14 protein-coding genes, 1 tRNA gene and 1 pseudogene are annotated in these 19,803 nt (G+C 74.2%); 6 read left to right on the top strand and 10 right to left on the bottom strand.

Going from position 1 to position 19,803, the window contains the following annotated elements:
• Nucleotides 1-180: 180 nt before the first annotated feature.
• Nucleotides 181-405 (bottom strand): hypothetical protein, encoded by a 225-nt coding sequence (locus ACWEO5_RS04265; RefSeq protein WP_452159969.1) that lies wholly within the window; start codon nt 403-405, stop codon nt 181-183.
• A 141-nt stretch (nt 406-546) separates the two neighbouring features.
• Between ACWEO5_RS04265 and ACWEO5_RS04260 the strand changes: the two genes are divergently transcribed.
• Complete coding sequence (locus ACWEO5_RS04260; RefSeq protein WP_452159967.1) at nt 547-1,887, top strand: chloride channel protein; 1,341 nt, start codon at nt 547-549, stop codon at nt 1,885-1,887.
• A gap of 163 nt (nt 1,888-2,050) precedes the next feature.
• Here the strand turns inward: ACWEO5_RS04260 and ACWEO5_RS04255 are convergent, their stop codons facing one another.
• From ACWEO5_RS04255 to ACWEO5_RS04245, 3 genes are all read right to left on the bottom strand, one after another.
• Entirely contained in the window at nt 2,051-3,931 is a 1,881-nt protein-coding gene (locus tag ACWEO5_RS04255; protein ID WP_452159965.1) for a CHAP domain-containing protein, read from the bottom strand.
• Between the two features lie 111 nt (nt 3,932-4,042).
• Nucleotides 4,043-6,157: a glycoside hydrolase domain-containing protein gene (locus ACWEO5_RS04250; protein ID WP_452159962.1), complete on the bottom strand. Its 2,115-nt coding sequence runs from the start codon at nt 6,155-6,157 to the stop codon at nt 4,043-4,045.
• Nucleotides 6,158-6,368: 211 nt separating this feature from the next.
• Complete coding sequence (locus tag ACWEO5_RS04245; protein WP_452159960.1) at nt 6,369-7,874, bottom strand: hypothetical protein; 1,506 nt, start codon at nt 7,872-7,874, stop codon at nt 6,369-6,371.
• Nucleotides 7,875-8,073: 199 nt separating this feature from the next.
• Between ACWEO5_RS04245 and ACWEO5_RS04240 the strand changes: the two genes are divergently transcribed.
• Complete coding sequence (locus ACWEO5_RS04240) at nt 8,074-10,989, top strand: BTAD domain-containing putative transcriptional regulator (RefSeq protein WP_452159958.1); 2,916 nt, start codon at nt 8,074-8,076, stop codon at nt 10,987-10,989.
• A gap of 106 nt (nt 10,990-11,095) precedes the next feature.
• Here ACWEO5_RS04240 and ACWEO5_RS04235 read toward each other — a convergent pair whose 3' ends face one another.
• On the bottom strand, nt 11,096-11,812 hold the full coding sequence (locus ACWEO5_RS04235; protein ID WP_452159956.1) for an SDR family oxidoreductase: 717 nt from the start codon (nt 11,810-11,812) through the stop codon (nt 11,096-11,098).
• A gap of 138 nt (nt 11,813-11,950) precedes the next feature.
• Between ACWEO5_RS04235 and ACWEO5_RS04230 the strand changes: the two genes are divergently transcribed.
• Entirely contained in the window at nt 11,951-12,829 is an 879-nt protein-coding gene (locus tag ACWEO5_RS04230) for a helix-turn-helix transcriptional regulator (protein WP_452159954.1), read from the top strand.
• Nucleotides 12,830-13,127: 298 nt separating this feature from the next.
• Here ACWEO5_RS04230 and ACWEO5_RS04225 read toward each other — a convergent pair.
• The 3 genes and pseudogenes from ACWEO5_RS04225 to ACWEO5_RS04215 all read right to left on the bottom strand — a co-directional run.
• A pseudogene (locus ACWEO5_RS04225) lies at nt 13,128-13,771 on the bottom strand (aspartate carbamoyltransferase); the annotation flags it as partial.
• 32 nt (nt 13,772-13,803) lie between these two features.
• Nucleotides 13,804-13,947 carry a hypothetical protein gene (locus tag ACWEO5_RS04220; RefSeq protein WP_452159952.1) on the bottom strand — a complete coding sequence of 48 codons (144 nt, stop codon included), beginning with the start codon at nt 13,945-13,947 and terminating at the stop codon, nt 13,804-13,806.
• A gap of 29 nt (nt 13,948-13,976) precedes the next feature.
• Nucleotides 13,977-14,050 (bottom strand) — tRNA-Thr (locus tag ACWEO5_RS04215).
• 301 nt (nt 14,051-14,351) lie between these two features.
• Between ACWEO5_RS04215 and ACWEO5_RS04210 the strand changes: the two genes are divergently transcribed.
• From ACWEO5_RS04210 to ACWEO5_RS04200, 3 genes are all read left to right on the top strand, one after another.
• Nucleotides 14,352-15,449, top strand: coding sequence for an ABC transporter ATP-binding protein (locus ACWEO5_RS04210; RefSeq protein ID WP_452159950.1), 1,098 nt, complete (start codon nt 14,352-14,354; stop codon nt 15,447-15,449).
• A gap of 206 nt (nt 15,450-15,655) precedes the next feature.
• Nucleotides 15,656-16,093, top strand: a complete 438-nt coding sequence (locus ACWEO5_RS04205; RefSeq protein WP_452159948.1) for a hypothetical protein — start codon at nt 15,656-15,658, stop codon at nt 16,091-16,093.
• An 82-nt stretch (nt 16,094-16,175) separates the two neighbouring features.
• Nucleotides 16,176-16,925: a nucleotidyltransferase family protein gene (locus ACWEO5_RS04200; RefSeq protein WP_452159946.1), complete on the top strand. Its 750-nt coding sequence runs from the start codon at nt 16,176-16,178 to the stop codon at nt 16,923-16,925.
• 69 nt (nt 16,926-16,994) lie between these two features.
• Here ACWEO5_RS04200 and ACWEO5_RS04195 read toward each other — a convergent pair whose 3' ends face one another.
• Together ACWEO5_RS04195 and rlmB are read right to left on the bottom strand one after the other, a co-directional pair.
• Entirely contained in the window at nt 16,995-18,572 is a 1,578-nt protein-coding gene (locus tag ACWEO5_RS04195) for a DoxX family protein (RefSeq protein WP_452159944.1), read from the bottom strand.
• Nucleotides 18,573-18,791: 219 nt separating this feature from the next.
• Nucleotides 18,792-19,784, bottom strand: a complete 993-nt coding sequence (gene rlmB / locus ACWEO5_RS04190; RefSeq protein ID WP_452159942.1) for a 23S rRNA (guanosine(2251)-2'-O)-methyltransferase RlmB — start codon at nt 19,782-19,784, stop codon at nt 18,792-18,794.
• Nucleotides 19,785-19,803 lie beyond the last annotated feature (19 nt).

Below are 19,803 nucleotides of genomic sequence, written 5' to 3'. Positions count from 1 at the left end.
CACCAGGGGCTCGGGGAACGGCGAGGCCGTGGCTGCTGGCGGTGCACTGCCGTTGCGCGCCATTGGCTTCTGGTTCGGTTACTACACACAGCAGCACCGACCTTCGATGGGCTCCGGCCGTCAGCAGCATCGACCCGCCGTTCCCCGGGCCCCTGATTTCGCGCCCGCTTGCGGAAGAGGTCAGAGGTGGTCGCGGAGGTAGGCCGCGAGGTTGCGGGCCCAGGTGGCGAGTTCGGCGCGGTCGGGGGCCTCGCCGGCGCCCAGGGCGGCCAGTTGTTCGGTGGGGAGGCGGCCGCCGGCGGCCATCGCGGAGAGGCCGGCGAGGACGGCCGAGAGGCGTTCGGCGTCGTCGTGGCTGAGCATCACCAGGGCGTCGGTGTGGCCGATGGTCATGGAACCGGGCATCGCGTCCTCCTCGATCGGTCCTCCGTCCACCGTACGACCGCCGGGGCCCCGCTCGCCCGTTCGGCCCACCCCGATGGCCGGGGTTCGGGTGGCCGACGGACGGTCGGAGCAGGTGTGTCCGCCGGGTGACAGGGAGCGCAGATGCCAGCACAGGCCGCCGGTACGTCCCAGCCGCCCAGCCTGCGCGAGCTGCTCCGCAGCCCCGGGTACGGGCGGCTGCTCCTGGTGTCGGCGCTGGTCGGGGTGCCGGTCTCGCTGGCGGCGTTCGGCTTCGTCAGCCTGGAGCACGAGTTGCAGCACTGGGTGTGGGAGACGCTGCCGAAGGAGCTGGACTACGCGCGCGCGCCGTGGTGGTGGCCGCTGCCCGCGCTGGCGCTGGCCGGTCTGCTGCTGGCGCCGATCGTGACCCGGATGCCGGGGCGGGGCGGACACGTGCCGGTGCTGGGGCTGGGCGGGCCGCCGACGCTGCCGGTGGAGGTGCCGTCGGTGGTGCTGGCGGCGCTGGCCGGGCTGCCGCTGGGTGCGGTGCTCGGTCCGGAGGCGCCGCTGATGGCGATCGGCAGCGGGTTGGCGCTGCTGACGGTGAGTGCGGCGAAGCGGGCGGCCAGTCCGATGGTCGGGCCGATGCTGGGGGCGGCCGGGTCGACGGCGGCGATCGCCACGATCTTCGGGAGCCCGCTGGTGGCGGTGGTGATGATGGTCGAGGCGGCGGGCCTGGGCGGGGCGCAGCTGACCATGCTGCTGCTGCCGTGCCTGCTGGCCTCGGGGGTGGGCGCGCTGGTGTTCACCGGGTTCGGGCACTGGACGGGCCTGTCGATCGGCGCGTTGAGCCTGCCGTCGGTGCCGAAGGCGCAGCTGCCGGACGCGGGGGACTTCCTGTGGGGGGTGCCGCTCGCGGTGGTGATCGCGGTGGTGCTGGTCGCGGGGCAGACCCTCGGGCACCGCTCCGCCGCGTTCACGGCGCACCGGACGGCGGTCCGGACGGTGCTGTGCGCGGTCCTGGTGGGCGCCTGCATCGCCGGGTACGCGCTGGTGACCGGGCGGTCTCCGGAGGAGGCGGCGCTGTCGGGGCAGGCCACCCTCGGGCAGTTGGCGGCGGACCCGCAGAGCTGGTCGGTGGGCGCGCTGCTGGCGCTGGTGCTGTTCAAGGGGCTGGGCTGGGGCGTGGCGCTGGGCTCGCTGCGCGGTGGCCCGATCTTCCCGGCGGTGCTGCTGGGTGCGGCGCTCGGGGTGGCGGTGGGCGGCCTGCCCGGGATGGGGATCGAGTCGGGGCTGGCGGTGGGGCTGGCGGCGAGCAGCTCGGCGGTCACCCGGCTGCCGGTGACCAGCACGGTCCTGGCGGCGGCCCTGCTGGGCGGCCAGGCGGTGGATTCGATGCCGCTGCTGATCGTCTCGGCGGTGGTGGCGTTCCTGACCGCGACCTTCGTGCACCGGGTGGCGGCGCCGGACCACTCGGTGGCGCCGGAGCACGCGGAGGTGTGAGGGCGGTGTCCGGGCGGGCGGCGGCAGGTGGCGCGGCCGTCCGTGCGGGCGGCGGCGGGACGGCGGTGGGCGGTGTCCGGGTGGGCGGAGGCAGGGAACGGCCGGGCCCCCGGCCGTGGCGGGCTGCCACGGCCGGGGGCCGGTGGGTCGGGGCGGAGGGGGGTCAGCCGGTGGGGAGGGCGGTGGTGAGGGCGGCGGTGAGGGCGGTCGGGACGGTGACGACGTCGCTGAAGGAGTAGCCGCCGGTGCCGAACTCGGCGGCCGTCATGGCCCGCTTGTGGCCGTTGTCGACGACCTGCCAGACGGTGGTGCTGTCCGGGGAGAGCAGCATGGTGCCGTCCGCGGGGACGGTCTTGGCGATGGCGGCGGCCTCCCAGGTGCCGGGGACGCCGCGCAGCGGCTGCTTGTCGTAGCCGAGGGCGGTGTAGTCGGCGGTGGTGAGCGGGACGGCCTTGCCGCCCGCCATCACGTACCGGGTGGTCTCCCGGCCGGTGGCGTTGGTGACGACGGTGCCGTTGGCGAGCGGCTTGCCGGTCAGGCCGGACAGCCACTCCTCGGGGGCCCCGGTGATCGCGCCGCTCGCCCAGACGTCGGTGTACTCGGCGGCGGTGAGCGGCAGCGCGGAGCCGTTGACGGTGACGGACACCGTCGGGTCGGCGCCGCCCTTGCCCTTGACCAGGACGCCGTCGGCGGGCTCGGCGGCGGTGGCGCGGGCCAGCCACTCGCCGGGAACGCCCATCAGGGTGTCCTCGACGAAGTGGTCGGCGTTCCACTCGCCGGCGGAGATGTGCGCGGCGGCCCCGCCGATCATCACGTACCGGGCCGGGTCGTTGCCGGTCTGGTTCATCACCACCAGGCCGTCGGGCACCGGCCGGGCCGCGGCCTCCTGCAGCCACTGGCCGGGGACGGGGACCACCCGGCGGGTGTTGTAGCCGGCCGCGGTCCACTCGCTGCCGGAGATGGGCAGCGCGGAGCCGCCGATCATCACGTACCGGGCCGGGTCGTTGCCGGTCTGGTTCATCACCACCAGGCCGCTGGCGAGGGTGCCGCGGACGGCGTTCTGCAGCCAGGAGGTGGGCACCCCCATCAGGGCGCGGGTGTCGTAGCCCGCCGCGGTCCAGTCGTCGGCGCCGATGTGCAGCGCGACGCCGTCCTGGACCACGTACCGGGCCGGGTCGTTGCCGGACTGGTCCATCAGCACGGTCCCGTTCGCGGGCACCCCGGGCAGGGCGTTGAACGAGGCGTCGTCGACGGTGACGACGCGGCTGAGGTCGTAGTGGTCGGCGCTCACGTCGGACGCCTGCAGGACCAGGCCGCCGCCGCCGACGATGACCTTGACCACGGGGCTGCTCGCCGACTTCACCAGGGTGCCCGGCGGCAGGTTCGACGGGTTGGTGGCGGTGAACTGCGGGGAGATGTAGCCGCTGATGCGCTGGCCGGTCTCGGTGGAGCCGACCGCGTAGTTGTTGATGCTGTAGGTGGTGACCTGGCCGGCCGAGACCTGCCGGGTGTTCTGGTTGCCGCCGACCACGGTGATCGAGCCGGAGTTGACGGCCACCACCAGGTTGACGTGGGCGGCCCAGTCGCTGCCGGCGCTGTAGTTGTAGACCACCGCGTCGCCGACGTGCGGGGTGCTGCTCAGGGTGCCGTGGGCGACGCCGTAGTCGTAGAAGCTGGCGGCGCCGCTGGAGAGGGTGTTGGCGTCGCGGACGCCGTTGCGGGCCCAGACCCAGCCGGCGAAGTCGGCGCACCAGGACTCCTGCTTCTGGCCGGTGCTCGGGTTGCAGGAGTGGCCGCTGCCGTCGGGCGCGCTGTACCCGTTGCCGCCGATGGTGCAGGGGCCGCTGCCGAGCTGGCCCTTCGCGGTGGCGGCGATCCCGGCGGCGTCGGCGTGGGCCTGGCCGGCCGAGAAGGTGGTGAGGGCGCCGGCCGCGACCAGTGCCGCCAGGCCGACCTTGCCGGCCTGGCCGACCCGGCTGGTCTTGTCGGCCTTGCCGGCCTTGTCGAACGCGCCGACCTTGCAGAACTTGTGTTCGATTTCCATGGTGCGGTTCTCCTCGGGATTCCACGGCCTCGGGCCGTGCTGCGGAAGGGGGGTGGGTACGTGGTTGGTGCTGCGGGGTGCTGCGGGATGGTGCGAGAAGGGCCGAGAGGGTCAGAGGGTGGTGGCGAGCAGTTGGGAGGAGCCGTCGGGGAGGCCCGCGATCGCCACCCGCTGGGCCGCGAAGGTGGCGGCGCCACCGCTGCCGGGAACGGGCTGGAAGCCCGCCCAGACGCCGCCCGTGGACCGGGCCTCGTGGTAGAGCAGGTGGTCGGAGCCGACCGCCGCGACCTGCGAACTGCCGTCCGGCAGGGCGGCGATGGCCACCGCGGAGGCCGCCATGGCCGATCCGTCGAGGTGGGTCAGCGGCTTGAAGCCGGTCCAACTCCCGCTGGTCAGCCGGGTCTCGTGGTACACGTTGCCGTCGTTGCCGACCGCCACCACCTGCGAAGTGCCGTCCGGCAGGCCCGCGATCGCCACCTTGGACGCCTGCATGGTCGGCGTGCCCACGCCGTTCAGCGGCGCGAAGCCCGTCCAACTCCCGCTGGTCAGCCGGGTCTCGTGGTACACGTTGCCGTCGGAGCCGATCACCGCGATCTGCGAGGTGCCGTCCGGCAGCGCGGTGATCGCGACCTCCTTGGCCTGCATGGTCGGGGCGCCGGAGAGGCCGTCCAGCGGCTTGAACCCGGTCCAACTCCCGCTGGTCAGCCGGGTCTCGTGGTAGACGTTGCCGTCGTTGCCGACCGCCACCACCTGCGAAGTGCCGTCCGGCAGACCCGCGATCGCCACCTTGGACGCCTGCATGGTCGGCGTGCCCACGCCGTTCAGCGGCGCGAAGCCCGTCCAACTCCCGCTGGTCAGCCGGGTCTCGTGGTACACGTTGCCGTCGTTGCCGATGCCCACCACCTGGGCGGTGCCGTCCGGCAGGCCGGTGATCGCGGCCTCCGGGCCCCGGAAGGTCGGGTCCCCGGCGTAGCCGTCGAGGGCGCCGAAGGAGCTCCAGGAGCCGTTGGCGGACCGGACGTCGTGCGAGAACACGCCGTTCGGGGCGGCGGTCGCGGTCGGGGCGACCTTGACGTCCAGGTAGTCGGCGTCGATGTTCAGCGCGTAGCCGTGGTAGGTCTCGGTGACGTTGCCGGCGTACTGGTGGACGCGCTGGTGGTCGTTCCAGTACCCGGCGGGCAGGGCGCTGTCGGACGTCCCGGCGGTGCCGTTCCAGCGGGCGAAGTACACCACGTCGGGCATGGTGTAGCCGGTGACGTGCTTCGCCAGGTCGGCGATGCCGCTGTCGGCGCTGCTGTACACGCCGGAGCTGTAGCCGAGGGCGTGCAGCCGGTCGGTCCAGGCCGACAGGAAGGCCAGCACCTTGCCGCTGTTGGCGGAGGAGTACGCCTCCATGTCGTAGTAGAGGACGCTGCCCGGGCCGAAGCCGAGGGCGGTGGCGCGGTTGACCGCGTCGTTGGCGGCGTCGGCGCCCTGGCTCGCCGGGGAGCTGATCTCGCCCGCCTGGATCCCCACGTACAGCGGCATGAAGTGCCAGCCCGCGGTGGCCTGTTGGCTCACCCAGGCGGGGGTGAGGTTGGGCTGGGACGGGCAGCCCAGCCGGGCACCGCCGATGTAGACGCCGACCGCGCGGTACGGCGAGTCGGCCAGCCAGCCGGCCATCAGGGAGCTGCTGGGGGCGGCGCAGGCGTCGAAGCCCTTGCCGGTGAAGTCGGTGCCGCTCGCGGCGAGGGTCGCGGCGGTGGCGGTCAGGGCGGACCTGGCCCGGCCGGGGGCCGGGGCCGGGGCGTCGGCGGGGAGGGCGGCGGCGGTCAGGATGCCGGTCACCAGGGCCTGGTCGGTGTCGTAGGTGGCGGTGACCCGCACCGTGCCGTCGGCGGCCCCGATCTCCCGGGCGGTGGTGTTCACGGTGGTGCCGGGGGCCTCGCCGGCCGCGGGCTGGACGAGCAGGGCCTCGGTGCGGCCGACGAGGTGGCTGGGGCAGTCCTGTTCGGTGCCGGGGGCGCCGAGGTAGAGGGCGTGCCGGTCGAAGCGGACGCAGGTGCGGGGGTCGGCGGACAGGTCGATCACCGGCCAGTCGGCGGGGATCCGGAACGTCCGGCCCAGGTAGTCCACGTCCCGGGTGGGACCGGTCGCCGCCGAGGCGGCGGTGGGGACGGTGCCGAGCGCGGTGGCGGCCAGGGCCGCGGCAGCGGCGGCGGTGGCCAGGTGGCGGCGGGTCTTCATGGCGGGTTCCTCGGGTGTCGGAGCGGGTGTCGGAGCGGACGGGGCGGGCAGGGCGGGGCGGGCAGGGCGGGGCGGGCCCGCCGCCGTCGGTGCGGCGGGCCGGTGGGGCGCGTTCTTCGGTTCGGGTGCGGATGGGCTTGGTCGGAGCGGGGGACGGGAGGTGCCGGCGGCCGGGGTCAGCGGGCCGGGGCCACCCGCCGGGCGGGGCCGGTCAGTGGAAGGAGCGGACCAGTTCGGTTCCGCCGTTGGGGAGGGCGGTCAGGGCGACGCGCTCGGTCGCCGGGGTGCCGTCGAGCTCGCGGGGCACGGCCTGGAAGCCGCTCCAGGAGCCGCTGGTCATCCGGGTGCTCAGGTAGGTGCGGCCGTCGGGCGCCACGGCGGCGACCTTCGTGGTGCCGTCCGAGAGGCCCGCGACGGCCACCGCGGACGCCTGCATGGCCGGGGCGCCGGAGAGGCCGTCCAGCGGCGCGAAGCCGGTCCAACTCCCGCTGGTCAGGCGGATCTCGTGGTAGACGTTGCCGTCGTTGCCGACCGCCACCACCTGCGAGGTGCCGTCCGGCAGGCCGGTGATCGCCACCTTGGACGCCTGCATGGTCGGCGTGCCGACGCCGTTCAGCGGCGCGAAGCCGGTCCAACTCCCGTTCGCCCGGCGGATCTCGTGGTACACGTTGCCGTCGGAGCCGATCACCGCGACCTGCGAGCTGCCGTCCGGCAGCGCGGTGATCGCGACCTCCTTGGCCCGCATGGTCGGGGCGCCGGAGAGGCCGTTCAGCGGCTGGAAGCCGGTCCAGCTCCCGTTGGCGAGCCGGGTCTCGTGGTAGACGTTGCCGTCGTTGCCGACCGCCACCACCTGGGCGCTGCCGTCCGGCAGGCCGGTGATCGCCACCTTGGACGCCTGCATGGTCGGGGTGCCGACGCCCGCGAGCGGAGCCAGCGGCGTCCACGTGCCGTCGGGCAGGTGGCGGTCGTGGTAGACGTTGCCGTCGTTGCCGACCGCCAGGAACTGCGAGGTGCCGTCGGGCATCCCGGCGACCGCCCCCTCGGAGCCCTGGAAGATCGGGGCGCCGCCGAACCCGTCGACCCCGGCCGGCTGGGACCAGACGTCGTCGGCCGTCCGGACCTGGTCGAAGAACTGGTGGGGCGCCGGACCCGAGTAGGTGACCAGGGCCGCGTTGAAGCGCGCCCGCATCGGCCGGAACTCGCCGTGGCCGGCGAAGTAGGGGTAGGGGATGGCCCGCTGGACCACGCCCTCGGTGGTGAACTCGTAACCCTGGTAGGAGGTGTGGGTGCTGTCCGTCCAACCGGCGAAGAGCACCACGTGACCGTCCGGGGCCGGGTTCAGCAGGGCGTCGCCGACCGTGAGGTCGTTCTTGTTGGTGATCGGCACCAGCGTCTCGGCGGAGATGAACTGGGAGGGCTCCAGCGACGTGTCCAGCCCCCACGCCATGGACGCGTAACCGCCGGCGTCGGTCCGGTAACCGCCGTACGTCCCCTCCGGGGAGCAGCCCAGGCCCATGCCGAGCCAGGTCCGGGCCCGGGCGACGGCGTCCACTCCCCCGGTCACGTCCTCGTTCACCACGATCCCGACCTGCGGGGCCAGAACCTGCGGGTGGCAGCCGTCCTCGGCGTGCGCCGGCGCGGCGGTCAGCAGGACGGCCGCGGTCCCCGCGGCGAGCAGTGCGGCGACGCTGCGACGGGCGGTACGCGTGCGGGGCATGGCGGTCTCCTGAGCTCTTCCCGGTGGCCGGCCCCGCCGTGGCGCGGCAAAGGCCGTTATTCCTGACAATCCGCCAGAGGCGTTCACCTGCTGACAGGAAAGAGCTTGGAGCCCACACATAATCCGCCGATAACATCGCCCTAACGCGTGTCGCCAGGGTGGGGGCGGAGGCGTTCGAGGCGGACACGGGGGTACGGCGGTGCGGTTCGGCTTGCTCGGCAGCCTGCAGGCGCACGACGGCGCGCAGGACTGCCCGATCCGCGGCCCCAAGGCCCGTACGCTGCTGGCCGTCCTGCTGCTGAACGCCAACCAGCCGGTCTCGCTGGACCGGCTGATCGACGCCCTGTGGGGCGACGAGACCCCCAACACCGCCGAAGCCTCGCTGCGCAACCTGGTCGCCCGCACCCGCAAGTCGCTCGGCGACGACACCGGCGAACGGCTGCGCGCCGTCCCCTCCGGATACCAACTCCTGGTCAAGGACGAGGAACTCGACAGCGCCCGGTTCGAACTGGCCGTCCAGCGGGCCCGCGCCGCGCACGAGGCCGCCGACTGGCCCCGCGTCCTCGCCGAGACCGCCACCGCCCTGGAACTGTGGCGCGGCGAACCGCTCGCCGACCTGCCCGAGACCGCCGCCGGACACTCCCGCTGCGAACAGTGGCGGGAGAACCGGCTGCAGGCCCTGGAATGGCGCTTCGACGCCGAACTCCACCAGGGCCGCCCGCACGGACTGGTCGCCGAACTCACCCGGCTGGTCGGCGAGCACCCGCTGCGCGAAGCCTTCCACGGCCAACTGATGCTCGCCCTGCACGGCTCCGGCCAACGCGCCCAGGCCCTCACCGTCTACCAACGACTGCGCCGCGCCCTGGTCGACGAACTCGGCATCGAACCCGGCCCCGCCGTACGCGAGTCGCACGCCCGCATCCTCGCCGACCAGCCCGAACCCGCCCCCGCCCCCACCCCGCGCACCGGCCGCCCCATCCCCGCCCAACTCCCCTCCCCGCCACCGCACTTCGTCGGCCGCCGCGAACAACTCGACGCCCTGCGCACCGCCCTGCTCTCCGGCACCGACCGCCCCGGACTCGCCGTGCTCAGCGGCATGGCCGGCGTCGGCAAGTCCGCCCTCGCCGTCCACTGCGCCGAGACGCTGCGCGGCCGCTTCCCCGACGGCCAGCTCTTCCTCAACCTGCGCGGCGCCACCCCCGGCCTCACCCCGCTCGGCGTCCACCAGGCGCTCACCGCCCTGCTCCGCGGCCTCGGCACCGGCCCCGCCGACATCCCCGACGAGGCCGACGGCGCCGCCGCCCTGCTCCGCAGCACCCTCAGCGGCACCCGCACCCTGCTGCTGCTCGACGACGCCGCCGACCTCGCCCAGGTCCGGCACCTGCTGCCCTCCGGCCCCGGCTGCGGCGTCCTGATCACCAGCCGCACCCCGATGCTGGCCCTCGACGGCGCCACCCACCTCCGCCTCGGCACCCTCACCAGCAAGGAGAGCATCGCCCTGGTCGAGCTCGCGGCCGGACGCGCCACCGCCGGACGCGAGGTCGTCAGCATCGAACACGCCGACCTGGCCCGGCTGGTGGAACTCTGCGGCCGCCTCCCGCTCGCCCTGCGCATCGTCGCCGCCCGCCTCGCCGCCCGGGCCACCCTCCCCGTCCGCAACCTGGCCGACCGGCTGGAGGACCCCGAGGACCGGCTCGACGAACTCGAACTCGACGACCTCAGCGTCCGGCAGTCCCTCGGCCTCGCCCACGACGCGCTCCGCGGCTCCGACCGCAAGCTCGACCGCCGCGCCGCCGACGCCCTGGCCGCCGTCGGCGCCCTCGACCTCCCCGAGTACTCGGCCGGCCTGCTCTCCGGCGTCCTGCGGATCAGCCCCGGACAGGCCGGCGCCGCCCTCGACCGGCTCGCCGACATCGCCCTCCTCGACGAACCCCGCAGCGGCCTGTTCGTCCCCCACGACCTCGTCCGCGACTACGCCCGCGAACTCACCGCGGACCCGGCCGAACGCGACCGCAGCGTCGCCGCCGCCCTCCACTGGTACCTCGACGCCGCCGCCGGCTCCGCCCGCGTCCTCGACCCCGGACTCCACCGCAAACGCCAACTCCCGCCCGGCCACGGCCACGACGACGACCGCGACACCGCGTTCGCCTTCGGCGACAACGAATGCGCCAACCTCACCGTCCTCGTCGAACGGCTCGCCGACCAGCCCTGGGCCGCCCCCCAACTCCTCACCCTCGTCCAGGCCCTGCCGCCCTTCCTCCGGGCCCGCGGCCGCACCCCCGAACTCCTCCAACTCAACGAGATCGCGCTGCGCGTGGCCCGACGCGAACAGCACAGCGTCGCCGAGGGCATCGCCCTCGTCGACCTCGCCACCGCGCACACCGACACCGGACGCTTCACCACCGCCCTCGACCTCGTCGACCGGGCCATCCCGCTCTGGCGGCGCACCGGCCACCTCGAACGGCTCCAGACCGGCCTCAACAACCGCGCCACCATCCTCCAACTGCTCGGCCGCGACCAGGAAGCCGCCGACACCCTCCACCAGGCCCTCGACCTCGCCGTCCGCAACGACGACGCCTTCAACGAAGCCTTCGCGCTCTCCACCCTCGGCAACCTCGCCGAAGCCGACGACCCCCACCTCGCCATCACCCACCACACCCGCAGCATCGACGCCGGCCGGCGCACCCGCGACCCCGTCCTCTTCGAAACCGCCGGACTCTGCAACATCGGCAACGCCCACCTGCGCCTCGACCAACCCGCCGAAGCCCTCCACCACTACCGCACCGCGCTCGCCCGCTCCGAGAACACCCACTGGAACACCAAGCGCGAGTGCCGCCTCGGCGAGATCGAGTCCCTCCGCCGCCTCCGCCGCCTCCAGGACGCCGCCGACCGCGGCCGCGAACTCCTCGCCCTCACCACCGAACTCGCCGACACCTACGGCACCGGCCTCGCCGAACACGCCCACGGCCTCGTCCTCCGCGACCAGGGCCTCCCCCACCAGGCCCTCACCCACTGGCGCGCCGCGCTCGACCGGCTCTCCGGCACCGACAACCCCATCGTCGCCGAACTGCGCGGCCTGATCACGTTCACGGAGGCGACGGCGGGGGTGGCGTGAGGAGGTCAGCGGCGCTGGATCACCACGCCGGGCGGGAGGTGGTGGGCGTTGCGTAGCACCGCGCTCTCCGGGATCTCGATCGTCAGGCCGGAGGCTCACGCGGGACTCAGAGCAGCGCGCCGCCGTCGACGTGCAGCAGGGCGCCGTTGACGAAGGTGTTCTCCAGCAGGTGGAGCACGGACGCGGCGATGTCGTCCGGCTGCCCGATCCGGCCGACCGGGGTACCGGCGGCGGCTGCGGCGAAGAACGCGGCCCGGTCGTCCTCGGGGAGGAAGTCCCACAGCGGGGTGTCGACCAGGCCGGCCACCAGGACGTTGACCCGGACCGGGGCCAGTTCCAGGGCGAGCGAGCGGCCCATCGCACCGATGCCGACGTTGGCGGCCGCGGTGACGCTCATCCCGGAGAACGGCTTGTAGCCGCCCGCACCGGCCAGTAGGACGATCGAGCCGTCCGCGGCGAGCCGGTCGTGCGCGTGCCGGACCGCCAGCAGTTGGCCGACCAGCTTGGTGTCCAGGCAGGCCCGGATCGCGTCCGCGCCGACCTCCAGGACGGAACCGTTGGCCATCTCCCCCGGGCACAGCACCAAGTGGTCCAGCTCTCCGGTCGCGGCGAACAGCGCCCGCACGCTCTCCTCGTCCGTCACGTCCACCGGGTGGGTGGCGACGCCGAGTTCGGCGGCGGTCGCGGCGAGCTTGCGCTCCGAGCGGGACGCCACGGTCACCCGCGCACCGGCCGCGCGGGCCCGGGCCGCCACCGCCCGGCCGATGCCGGAGCTTCCTCCCACCACCACCACGTGCCGATCCGTCAATTCCTTGCCGGACATGCGCCCTCCCAGGGGTTTCGTACCGAACGGCGCTCCAACTGCGCCTGCGCACAATCTCGTTCACCCGGGCGGTGGCGAAAAGATGGGCACTTATCCTGGGTTCCGGACCACCAGGAACCGACCGACGGGAGAGCTCCGATGAGCGGATCGCCGCAGCGCCGAAAGGAGTTGGCGGCGTTCCTGCGCAGTCGGCGGGAGCGGCGCACGCCGGAGGCCGCGGGGCTGCCGGGCAGCGGCCGGCGTCGGACGCCCGGGCTGCGCCGGGAGGAGCTCGCAGCCCTGGCCGGGGTCAGCGCCTCCTGGTACACCTGGCTGGAGCAGGGGCGGCGGATCCGGGTCTCCCGACAGGTGCTGACGGGGCTGTCGGGCGCGCTGGGGCTGGACCAGGTGGAGCGCGCCCACCTCTTCCGGCTCGCCGAGGAGGTGCCGCCCGGGGCACAGCCGGGTGCGCCGACCGGGGAAGCGACCGGGGTGACGACCGGCCCGCTGTCCGCCAACTACCGCCTACTGCTGGACCAGTTGGACCCGAACCCGGCCTTCATGACCGGCCCGCGCTTCGACGTCCTGGCCTGGAATCGGGGCCAGCAGGCGCTGTTCGACGGCTTCGACCGGGTGGCGCCCGCCGACCGCAACATGCTGTGGCTGATGTTCATGTCCCCCGAACTGCGGTCCCTGCACGAGGACTGGGAGCAGGAGGCAGCCCACACCGTCGCCCTGTTCCGCTCCCAGGCGGGCGACCGGCTGCTGCGGGCCGAGTACGCCGCGCTGGTCGCCCGGCTGCGGGAGGCCAGCCCCGAGTTCCGCGCGCTGTGGGAGCGGCACGACCTGGTCGGTTACACCCCGCGCAGCCGGACCTTCGTCCACCCCCGGTACGGGCGGTTGACCCTCGACTACGTCAAGCTGCACGCCGCCGACGGGGAGCCCACCCTGGTCGCCCACCTGCTGCCGCCCGGCTCGGCGGTGGCCGCCGAGATCGGACGACTGGTCGCCGCCGAGCGGGCTGCCAGCACGCCGTGAGGGGCCGTCGGAGGCCGTCAGGAGGTGGCGTTCCGGTAGAACGGGGCGTCGTCCGGGCCGGTGAACTCGGGGCGGTACCAGGTGGCGGGGCGGAGCGCGCCGGGGATCGCGTCGGCGACGCCGAGGACGGAGGCGAACAGCGCCATCCGCATCGGGACGCCCGCGTCGGCCTGCCGGAAGATCGCCAGCCGGGGTCCCGGTTCAGGTCGGTGGCGAGGTCGTTGGAGCCGGGACGGCTGTCCCGGGGCAGCGGGTGCATGATCACCGCGTCCTCCCGGCAGGCCCGGGAGACCAGCGCCCGGTCGACCCGGAACTCGTCGCTGTACGGGAGCGGGCGGTCCGCGAAGCGCTCGGTCTGCAGGCGGGTCGCGTAGACCGGGTCGGCGTCCTTGAGGCCGGTCTCCGGGTGGTCGCTCAGTTCGATCCGGTGGCCGCGGCGCTCGGCCAGTTCCAGCAGTTCGGCGGGCAGGCCGAGCGGTCCGGGGGTGGCGCAGACCACGGTCAGGTCCTCGTACCGGGTGACCAGCTTGATCAGCGAGTGCACCGTGCGACCGTGCCGCAGGTCGCCGACCAGGGGGATCCGGGAGCCGTCGAGGGTGCGGCCGGTGCGGGCGAACTCCCGGTGCAGGGTGAACATGTCGAGCAGGGCCTGGGTCGGTTGCTCGCCCGGGCCGTTGCCCGCGTTGACCACGGGGACGTTGGTGGCCGCCGCGAACTCGTGGACGGCGCTCTCCTCGGGGTGGCGCATCACCACCAGGTCGCCGTAGCCGCTGACCACTGGCTGGTGTCGGCCAGCGACTCGCCCTTGGAGATCGACATGATCCCGGCGCCGGTGCTGGAGACCACCGAGCCGCCCAGCCGCGCGAACGCGGACTCGCAGCTCAGCCCGGTGCGGGCGCTGGCCTCGAAGAACAGGCTCGCCATCACCGCGCCCTCCAGCACCCGGACCACCTGCCGTCCCCGGGCCACCGGCGTCAGCAGGTCCGCCAGGTCTCCCACTGGTCGAGCTCGTGCGAGAGGTGGCGCCGCGGCAGGTGGCGGAACTGCTCCGCCTCGGCGTCGCTGAGCGCGCCTTCCGGCGGCGGTGCTCCGGCGCCCTGGGCTTCCGTGCCCGGCACGATAGCGCGCGGGGCACCACCCCGCTGGGAGCCCCCTGTCGGGTTCGAACCGACGACCCCCGCTTTACAAGAGCGGTGCTCTGGCCAACTGAGCTAAGGAGGCGCGGTGGCCGTCCGCGGGATCCACGGCGGCACCAGTGGGCAGTGTACCGGGCAGGGGCGCGGGGATGCGGGTGGTTGCGGGGGTGCGGGGGGAGGGTCGCGGAGGGTGGTGTGACCGGATCGATGCGAACTGGAGGGCGGCAGAGGGCTGACAAAACGATGAACTGCCAGGTAGCGTCACGGGGAACCGTGCTCGATGCCAGTGGTCGGGACCAGTGGTCGAGACCAGTCGGCGCGGTGGGAAACATCCACCTTTACTCGGATCGTCCGGCACGTTCCTGCCGGTGAAGGAGCGAAGCACCATGGCTTCTGTGACGTACGACAAGGCCACCCGTGTGTACCCGGGTGCCGACAAGCCCTCCGTCGACCAGCTCGACCTGGAGATCGCGGACGGCGAGTTCCTCGTCCTGGTCGGCCCCTCCGGCTGTGGCAAGTCGACCTCGCTGCGCATGCTGGCCGGTCTGGAGGACGTGAACGAGGGCGCCATCCGCATCGGCGACCGCGACGTCACCCACCTGCCGCCGAAGGACCGGGACATCGCGATGGTGTTCCAGAACTACGCGCTGTACCCGCACATGACCGTCGCCGAGAACATGGGCTTCGCCCTGAAGATCGCCGGCGTGAACAAGGCCGAGATCCGCACCAAGGTCGAAGAGGCCGCGAAGATCCTCGACCTGACCCAGTACCTGGACCGCAAGCCGAAGGCGCTCTCCGGCGGTCAGCGCCAGCGCGTCGCGATGGGCCGCGCGATCGTCCGCCAGCCGCAGGTCTTCCTGATGGACGAGCCGCTGTCGAACCTGGACGCCAAGCTCCGCGTGTCCACCCGTACCCAGATCGCCTCGCTGCAGCGCCGCCTGGGCATCACCACGGTCTACGTCACCCACGACCAGACCGAGGCCATGACCATGGGTGACCGCGTCGCGGTCCTCAAGGACGGTCTGCTCCAGCAGGTCGACGCCCCGCGCGCCATGTACGACCGCCCGGGCAACCTGTTCGTGGCCGGCTTCATCGGCTCCCCGGCGATGAACCTGATCGAGGTTCCGCTGGTCGACGGCGGCGTCAAGTTCGGCGGCTCGGTCATCAGCATCGCCCGCGAGGACCTGGCCAAGGCCGGCGACGCGAAGAGCGTCGTGGTCGGCATCCGCCCCGAGCACTTCCAGGTCGTCCCGGCCGGCGGCCTCGAAGGCGTCGCGGTCACCGTCAACGTGGTCGAGGAGCTCGGCGCCGACGGCTTCGTCTACGGCACCACCCAGGTGTCCGGCGAGGACAAGGAGATCGTGGTCCGCGTGCACAGCCGCGAGATCCCGCAGCGCGGCGAGACCATCCACGTCGTGCCGGTCGGCAACGAGCCGCACGTCTTCACCACCGAGGCCAACGGCGGCGTGCGCCTGAGCCGCTGACGACGGCACCGGAGGGGCGCCGCACCTGACGGCGGCGCCCGTCCCACCGTTCTTCCACGGAACCCCCTGCCCACGGCGGTCGGCAGGGGGTTCCGGCGTTCCCCGGCCCGCCCCGTCAACCCGATGGAGGGACAAAACGGGACACCCGTCACCCGATGGGGTAACGTGGCGCGCCCGCTCCGCCACGCACCGCTACTCTCCTGTGCGTGAAACAGCTCGTGCGCCGCATCGCCCAGACCGTTGCCCTCACCCTGCCGGTGATCCTGGTGACCACCGGCACGCTCGCCGTCACCCGCGTCCCGTGGGCCCCGCCGACCGGGCTGGACCAGCAGGTGGTCGCGGCCTCCAGCGGTGACGGCTCCATCGGCCGCACCTCGACCGCGCCCGACACCGACGGGATGGCCCCGCAGGACGCCCTCCGGGTCGACCTGCTGGAGGAGTTGAAGAACCACAACCCGGGGACGGCGCTCGACCTGCTGGAGCGCACCATGCGCGAGAAGCCCTCGCTGACCCCGTACTGCAGCCAGCTGGCCGGCGACCTCGGCCGCGCCGCGGTGAAGAAGTACCAGGGCGACGCGCAGCGCGCCCGCTCCTTCGCCCGCCCGGTCTGCGACGGCTCGTTCGCCGCCGGCGTGGTCAACTGACCCACCCGGCACGGCCGGTCGGCCCGCCGACACGCCGCACGGGCCCGCCCCCGGCCGGGGCGGGCCCGTTATCGTGGCGCGCATGACAGCAGACACCGGCACCGCCCCGGGCGCCGCCGCCCCCGCCGTCACCCAGGCGGTGATCCTGGCGGGCGGGCAGGGCTCCCGGCTGCGCCCCTACACCGACGACCGGCCCAAGCCGCTGGTGGAGATCCCCGGCACCGGCCGGCCGATCATCGGCCACCAGCTGGAGTGGCTGGCCGCCGAGGGCGTCACCGACGTGGTGGTCTCCTGCGGCCACCTGGCCGAGGTGCTCCAGCAGTGGCTGGAGCGGACCGAACTGCCGCTGCGCGTCCGCACCGTGGTGGAGGCCGAACCGCTGGGCCGCGGCGGCGGCTTGCGGCACGCGGCGGCCGCCCTGCCACGCCCCGCCGAGCCCTGGTACGCCACCAACGGCGACATCTGGACCAGGTTCAGCCTGCGCGAGATGGCCGCCTTCCACCACGAGCGCGCCGCCGTGGCCACCCTGGCGCTGGCCCGGCCGCGGATCCCGTGGGGCGCGGTGGAGACCGACCGGTTCGGCAACGTGCTGGACTTCATCGAGGCCCCGCCGTCCCCGTTCCTGATCAACGCGGGCCTGTACGTCTTCGCGCCGGGCTTCCGCGAGCTGCTGCCCGAGGTCGGCGACCACGAGCGCACCACCTTCCCGCAGCTCGCCCGCGAGCGCCGACTGGCCGGGTACCAGCTGCCGCAGGGCTGCTACTGGCGGGCCATCGACACCGCCAAGGACCTCAGCGAGGCCGCCAAGGAGCTGGCCGCGCACCGCGGTTGAGCGGGGGCTCCGGAACGCCGTAGGGCCCCTCCCCGGGCGGGGAGGGGCCCTACGGCGTTCCGGGGGCCGTCAGGCGGTGCCGACGGGCCGCTGCGGGCTCATGCCGAGCTCCAGCAGCGGCGGGCCGCTGCCCAGCAGCCCGCCGATCACGCCGTGCGAGGGCTGCGCGGTGCGCGGGGTGCTCGCGGGGGCGCCGCCGGAGCCGGTGCCCCCGGCCGAGCCGCCGTTGCCACTACCGCTGCCGCTGCTGCCCGAGCCGGTGGTGCCGGCCCCGCTGCCGCCGCCGCGCTGGGTCGTGCTGCTCCCGCCCGTCGGGGTGCTCGGGGGCTGCTTCGACGACTTGGCGCCGCGGCTGGAGCCGGGCGACGGCGTCGGGGACGCCGGGGCCTTGCTCTGGCCGGTGGTGGCGCTGGGCGTGGGCGTCGGCGTCGGCGAGGGGGTGGGCGTCGGCGAGGGGCTGTTGCTCGGCCAGACCGGGGGGCCGTAGTTCGTCGACGGCTTGGCCGGCGCCTCGGTGTCGCCGGTGCGGACCGCCGCGCCGAGCAGCGAGCCGGACAGCATGGTCAGGCCCACCACCACGGCGGTGACCACGCCGCGCCGGCGCAGCATCCGCCGCCGGACCGCGCCGGGCTCGGTCGGCCCGTGCCGGCGGAACGCCTCCAGGGCGATCCGGCCGTCCAGCGAGGCGAACGGGGCCCCGGCGATCAGCAGCGGGCTCCAGGCCGCGAGGAAGATCAGGTCGGGGGTGTCGTAGACCGGCACCGCCTTCCAGCTCACGGTGAACAGCAGCGCCGCGGACAGCGCCATCGCGGTGCCCGCCGCGAGCCGCTGCCACAGGCCCAGGATGGACAGCACGCCCACCACGATCTCCAGGAAGGAGACCGCGAGCCCGGCGCCCACCGGGTGGGCCATCGCGAGGTCCAGCAGCGGCTGGGCGACCTTCCACGGGTGCAGCGAGGACAGCCAGCGCATCATCGAGCCGCGCTCGCCGCCGTCGAAGTACACCGGGTCGCACAGCTTGCTGAACCCGGCGTACACCGACAGCGAGCCGAGCAGCACCCGCAGCGGCAGCAGCACCAGGCCGAGGTCGACCCGGCGGCCGGGGTACCAGGCGTGCTTGGAGCCCTCGCCGAGCGACGGCACCTCGGGCAGTTCGCCCTCGGGCCGCCAGCTGCGGCCGGCCCCGAGCCGGACCGACTCGTCCAGCAGTTCGGGGACGCCGACGTGCGGGACCTCCCCGGAGCCGGTCGACCCGCCGGTCGGCCCGTACTGCCGGGGGACGCCCTGCAGCTGCTGGGTGTCGTCGTCCGGGCGGCCCTTGGCGGGGGCGGGCACGGTGGTCAGCCGGACGGCTTCCAGCAGCTGGGTCGCGGCGGTGTCGCCGGGCCCGGCCTGGCCGCTCCAGGCGGTGACCACCCGGGCCCTGCGGCGGGGCGCCGCGCCGGTGACCGAGGCGGCGGTGATCCCGGCCAGCGCGGGCACCGACGCGGCGGGCACCACGACCTGCGGGGTGACGCCGCTGCGCAGGCCGTACGGGTCACCGAAGGCGGCACCGGCGGGGGCGTCGATCATCGGGGCCACCGGGGCGGAGAGCCGGATCCGGAAGCTGGCCTGGGTGCTGCTGAGCCTCGACGGGTCGGACGGCACCCGGACCGTGTTGAGGACCGGTCCGTCGTCTATCCCCGCGGGGCGCTGCCCGAGGCGCAGAGGTGTTCTGGTGTCCACACCCCTCTAACCGGGTGACGGGCCCGGAGGACACTCTCCCGGGTGGATTCCCGGAGGGGATTTGAAGTGATCATGGGAAAACCGATCGGGCCCGACCGGACCCGACCGGTTCCCCCACGAAAACGACGCGCCGGCCCGCGGTCAGCGCTTGGCGCGCAGCCGGGAGGCCTCGTACAGCACCACGCCGGCGGCCACACCGGCGTTCAGCGACTCGGTCTGGCCGGGCATCGGGATCCGCACCCGCAGGTCGCAGGTCTCCGAGACCAGCCGGGACAGGCCCTTGCCCTCGGAGCCGGCCACGATCACCACGGGGCCGGTCAGCGCGTCCAGGTCGCCGATCTCGGCCTCGCCGTCGGCGGCCAGGCCGACCACCATCAGGCCGGCCTTCTGGTACGCCTCCAGCGCGCGGGTCAGGTTGGTGGCGCGCGCCACGGGCAGGCGCGCCGCCGCACCGGAGGAGGTCTTCCAGGCACCGGCGGTCATGCCGGCCGCCCGGCGCTCCGGGATCACCACGCCGTGCGCGCCGAACGCGGCGGCGGAGCGGACCACGGCGCCCAGGTTGCGGGAGTCGGTGACGCCGTCCAGCGCGACGATCAGCGCGTCCTGCCCGGAGTCGGCGGCGCCCTCCAGCAGGTCCTCGGGGTGCGCGTACTCGTACGGCGGGACCTGCAGCACCAGGCCCTGGTGGTTGAGGCCGCCGGTCATCTGGTCCAGCTGCGGGCGCGGGGCCTCCATCAGCGGGACGCCGCGCTCGTTGGCGGCCTGGAAGGCGTCCCGGACCCGGTCGTCGGTGTCGATGAACTGCTGCACGTACAGCGCGGTCGCCGGGACGCCGCCCTGGAGCGCCTCGACCACCGAGTTGCGGCCCACCACCAGCTCGGCCGCGCCCGCGCCGCCGCGGCCGCTGCGCGAACCGGCGCCGGAGCGGCGCATGCCCGCGCGGGACTTGGCGTCGCGCTCGCGCTTGAGCGCGGCGTTGGCGGCGCGCTGCTTGGGGTGCCCCTTGCGGGCCTCGCCGGGCGGGGTCGGCCCCTTGCCCTGGAGCGCCTTCCGGCTGTGGCCGCCGGTACCGACACTCGCGCCCTTCTTCGATCCGGCGTTGCGTCGGTTCCTGCGCTGGCTGTTGCCGGCCATGGCTGTACTTCCTGTCTCT

The sequence above is a fragment of the Kitasatospora sp. NPDC004272 genome (assembly GCF_053603035.1).
The sequence above is the reverse complement of the archived record's forward strand: the minus strand, read 5'-3'. Positions and strand labels throughout refer to the sequence as shown.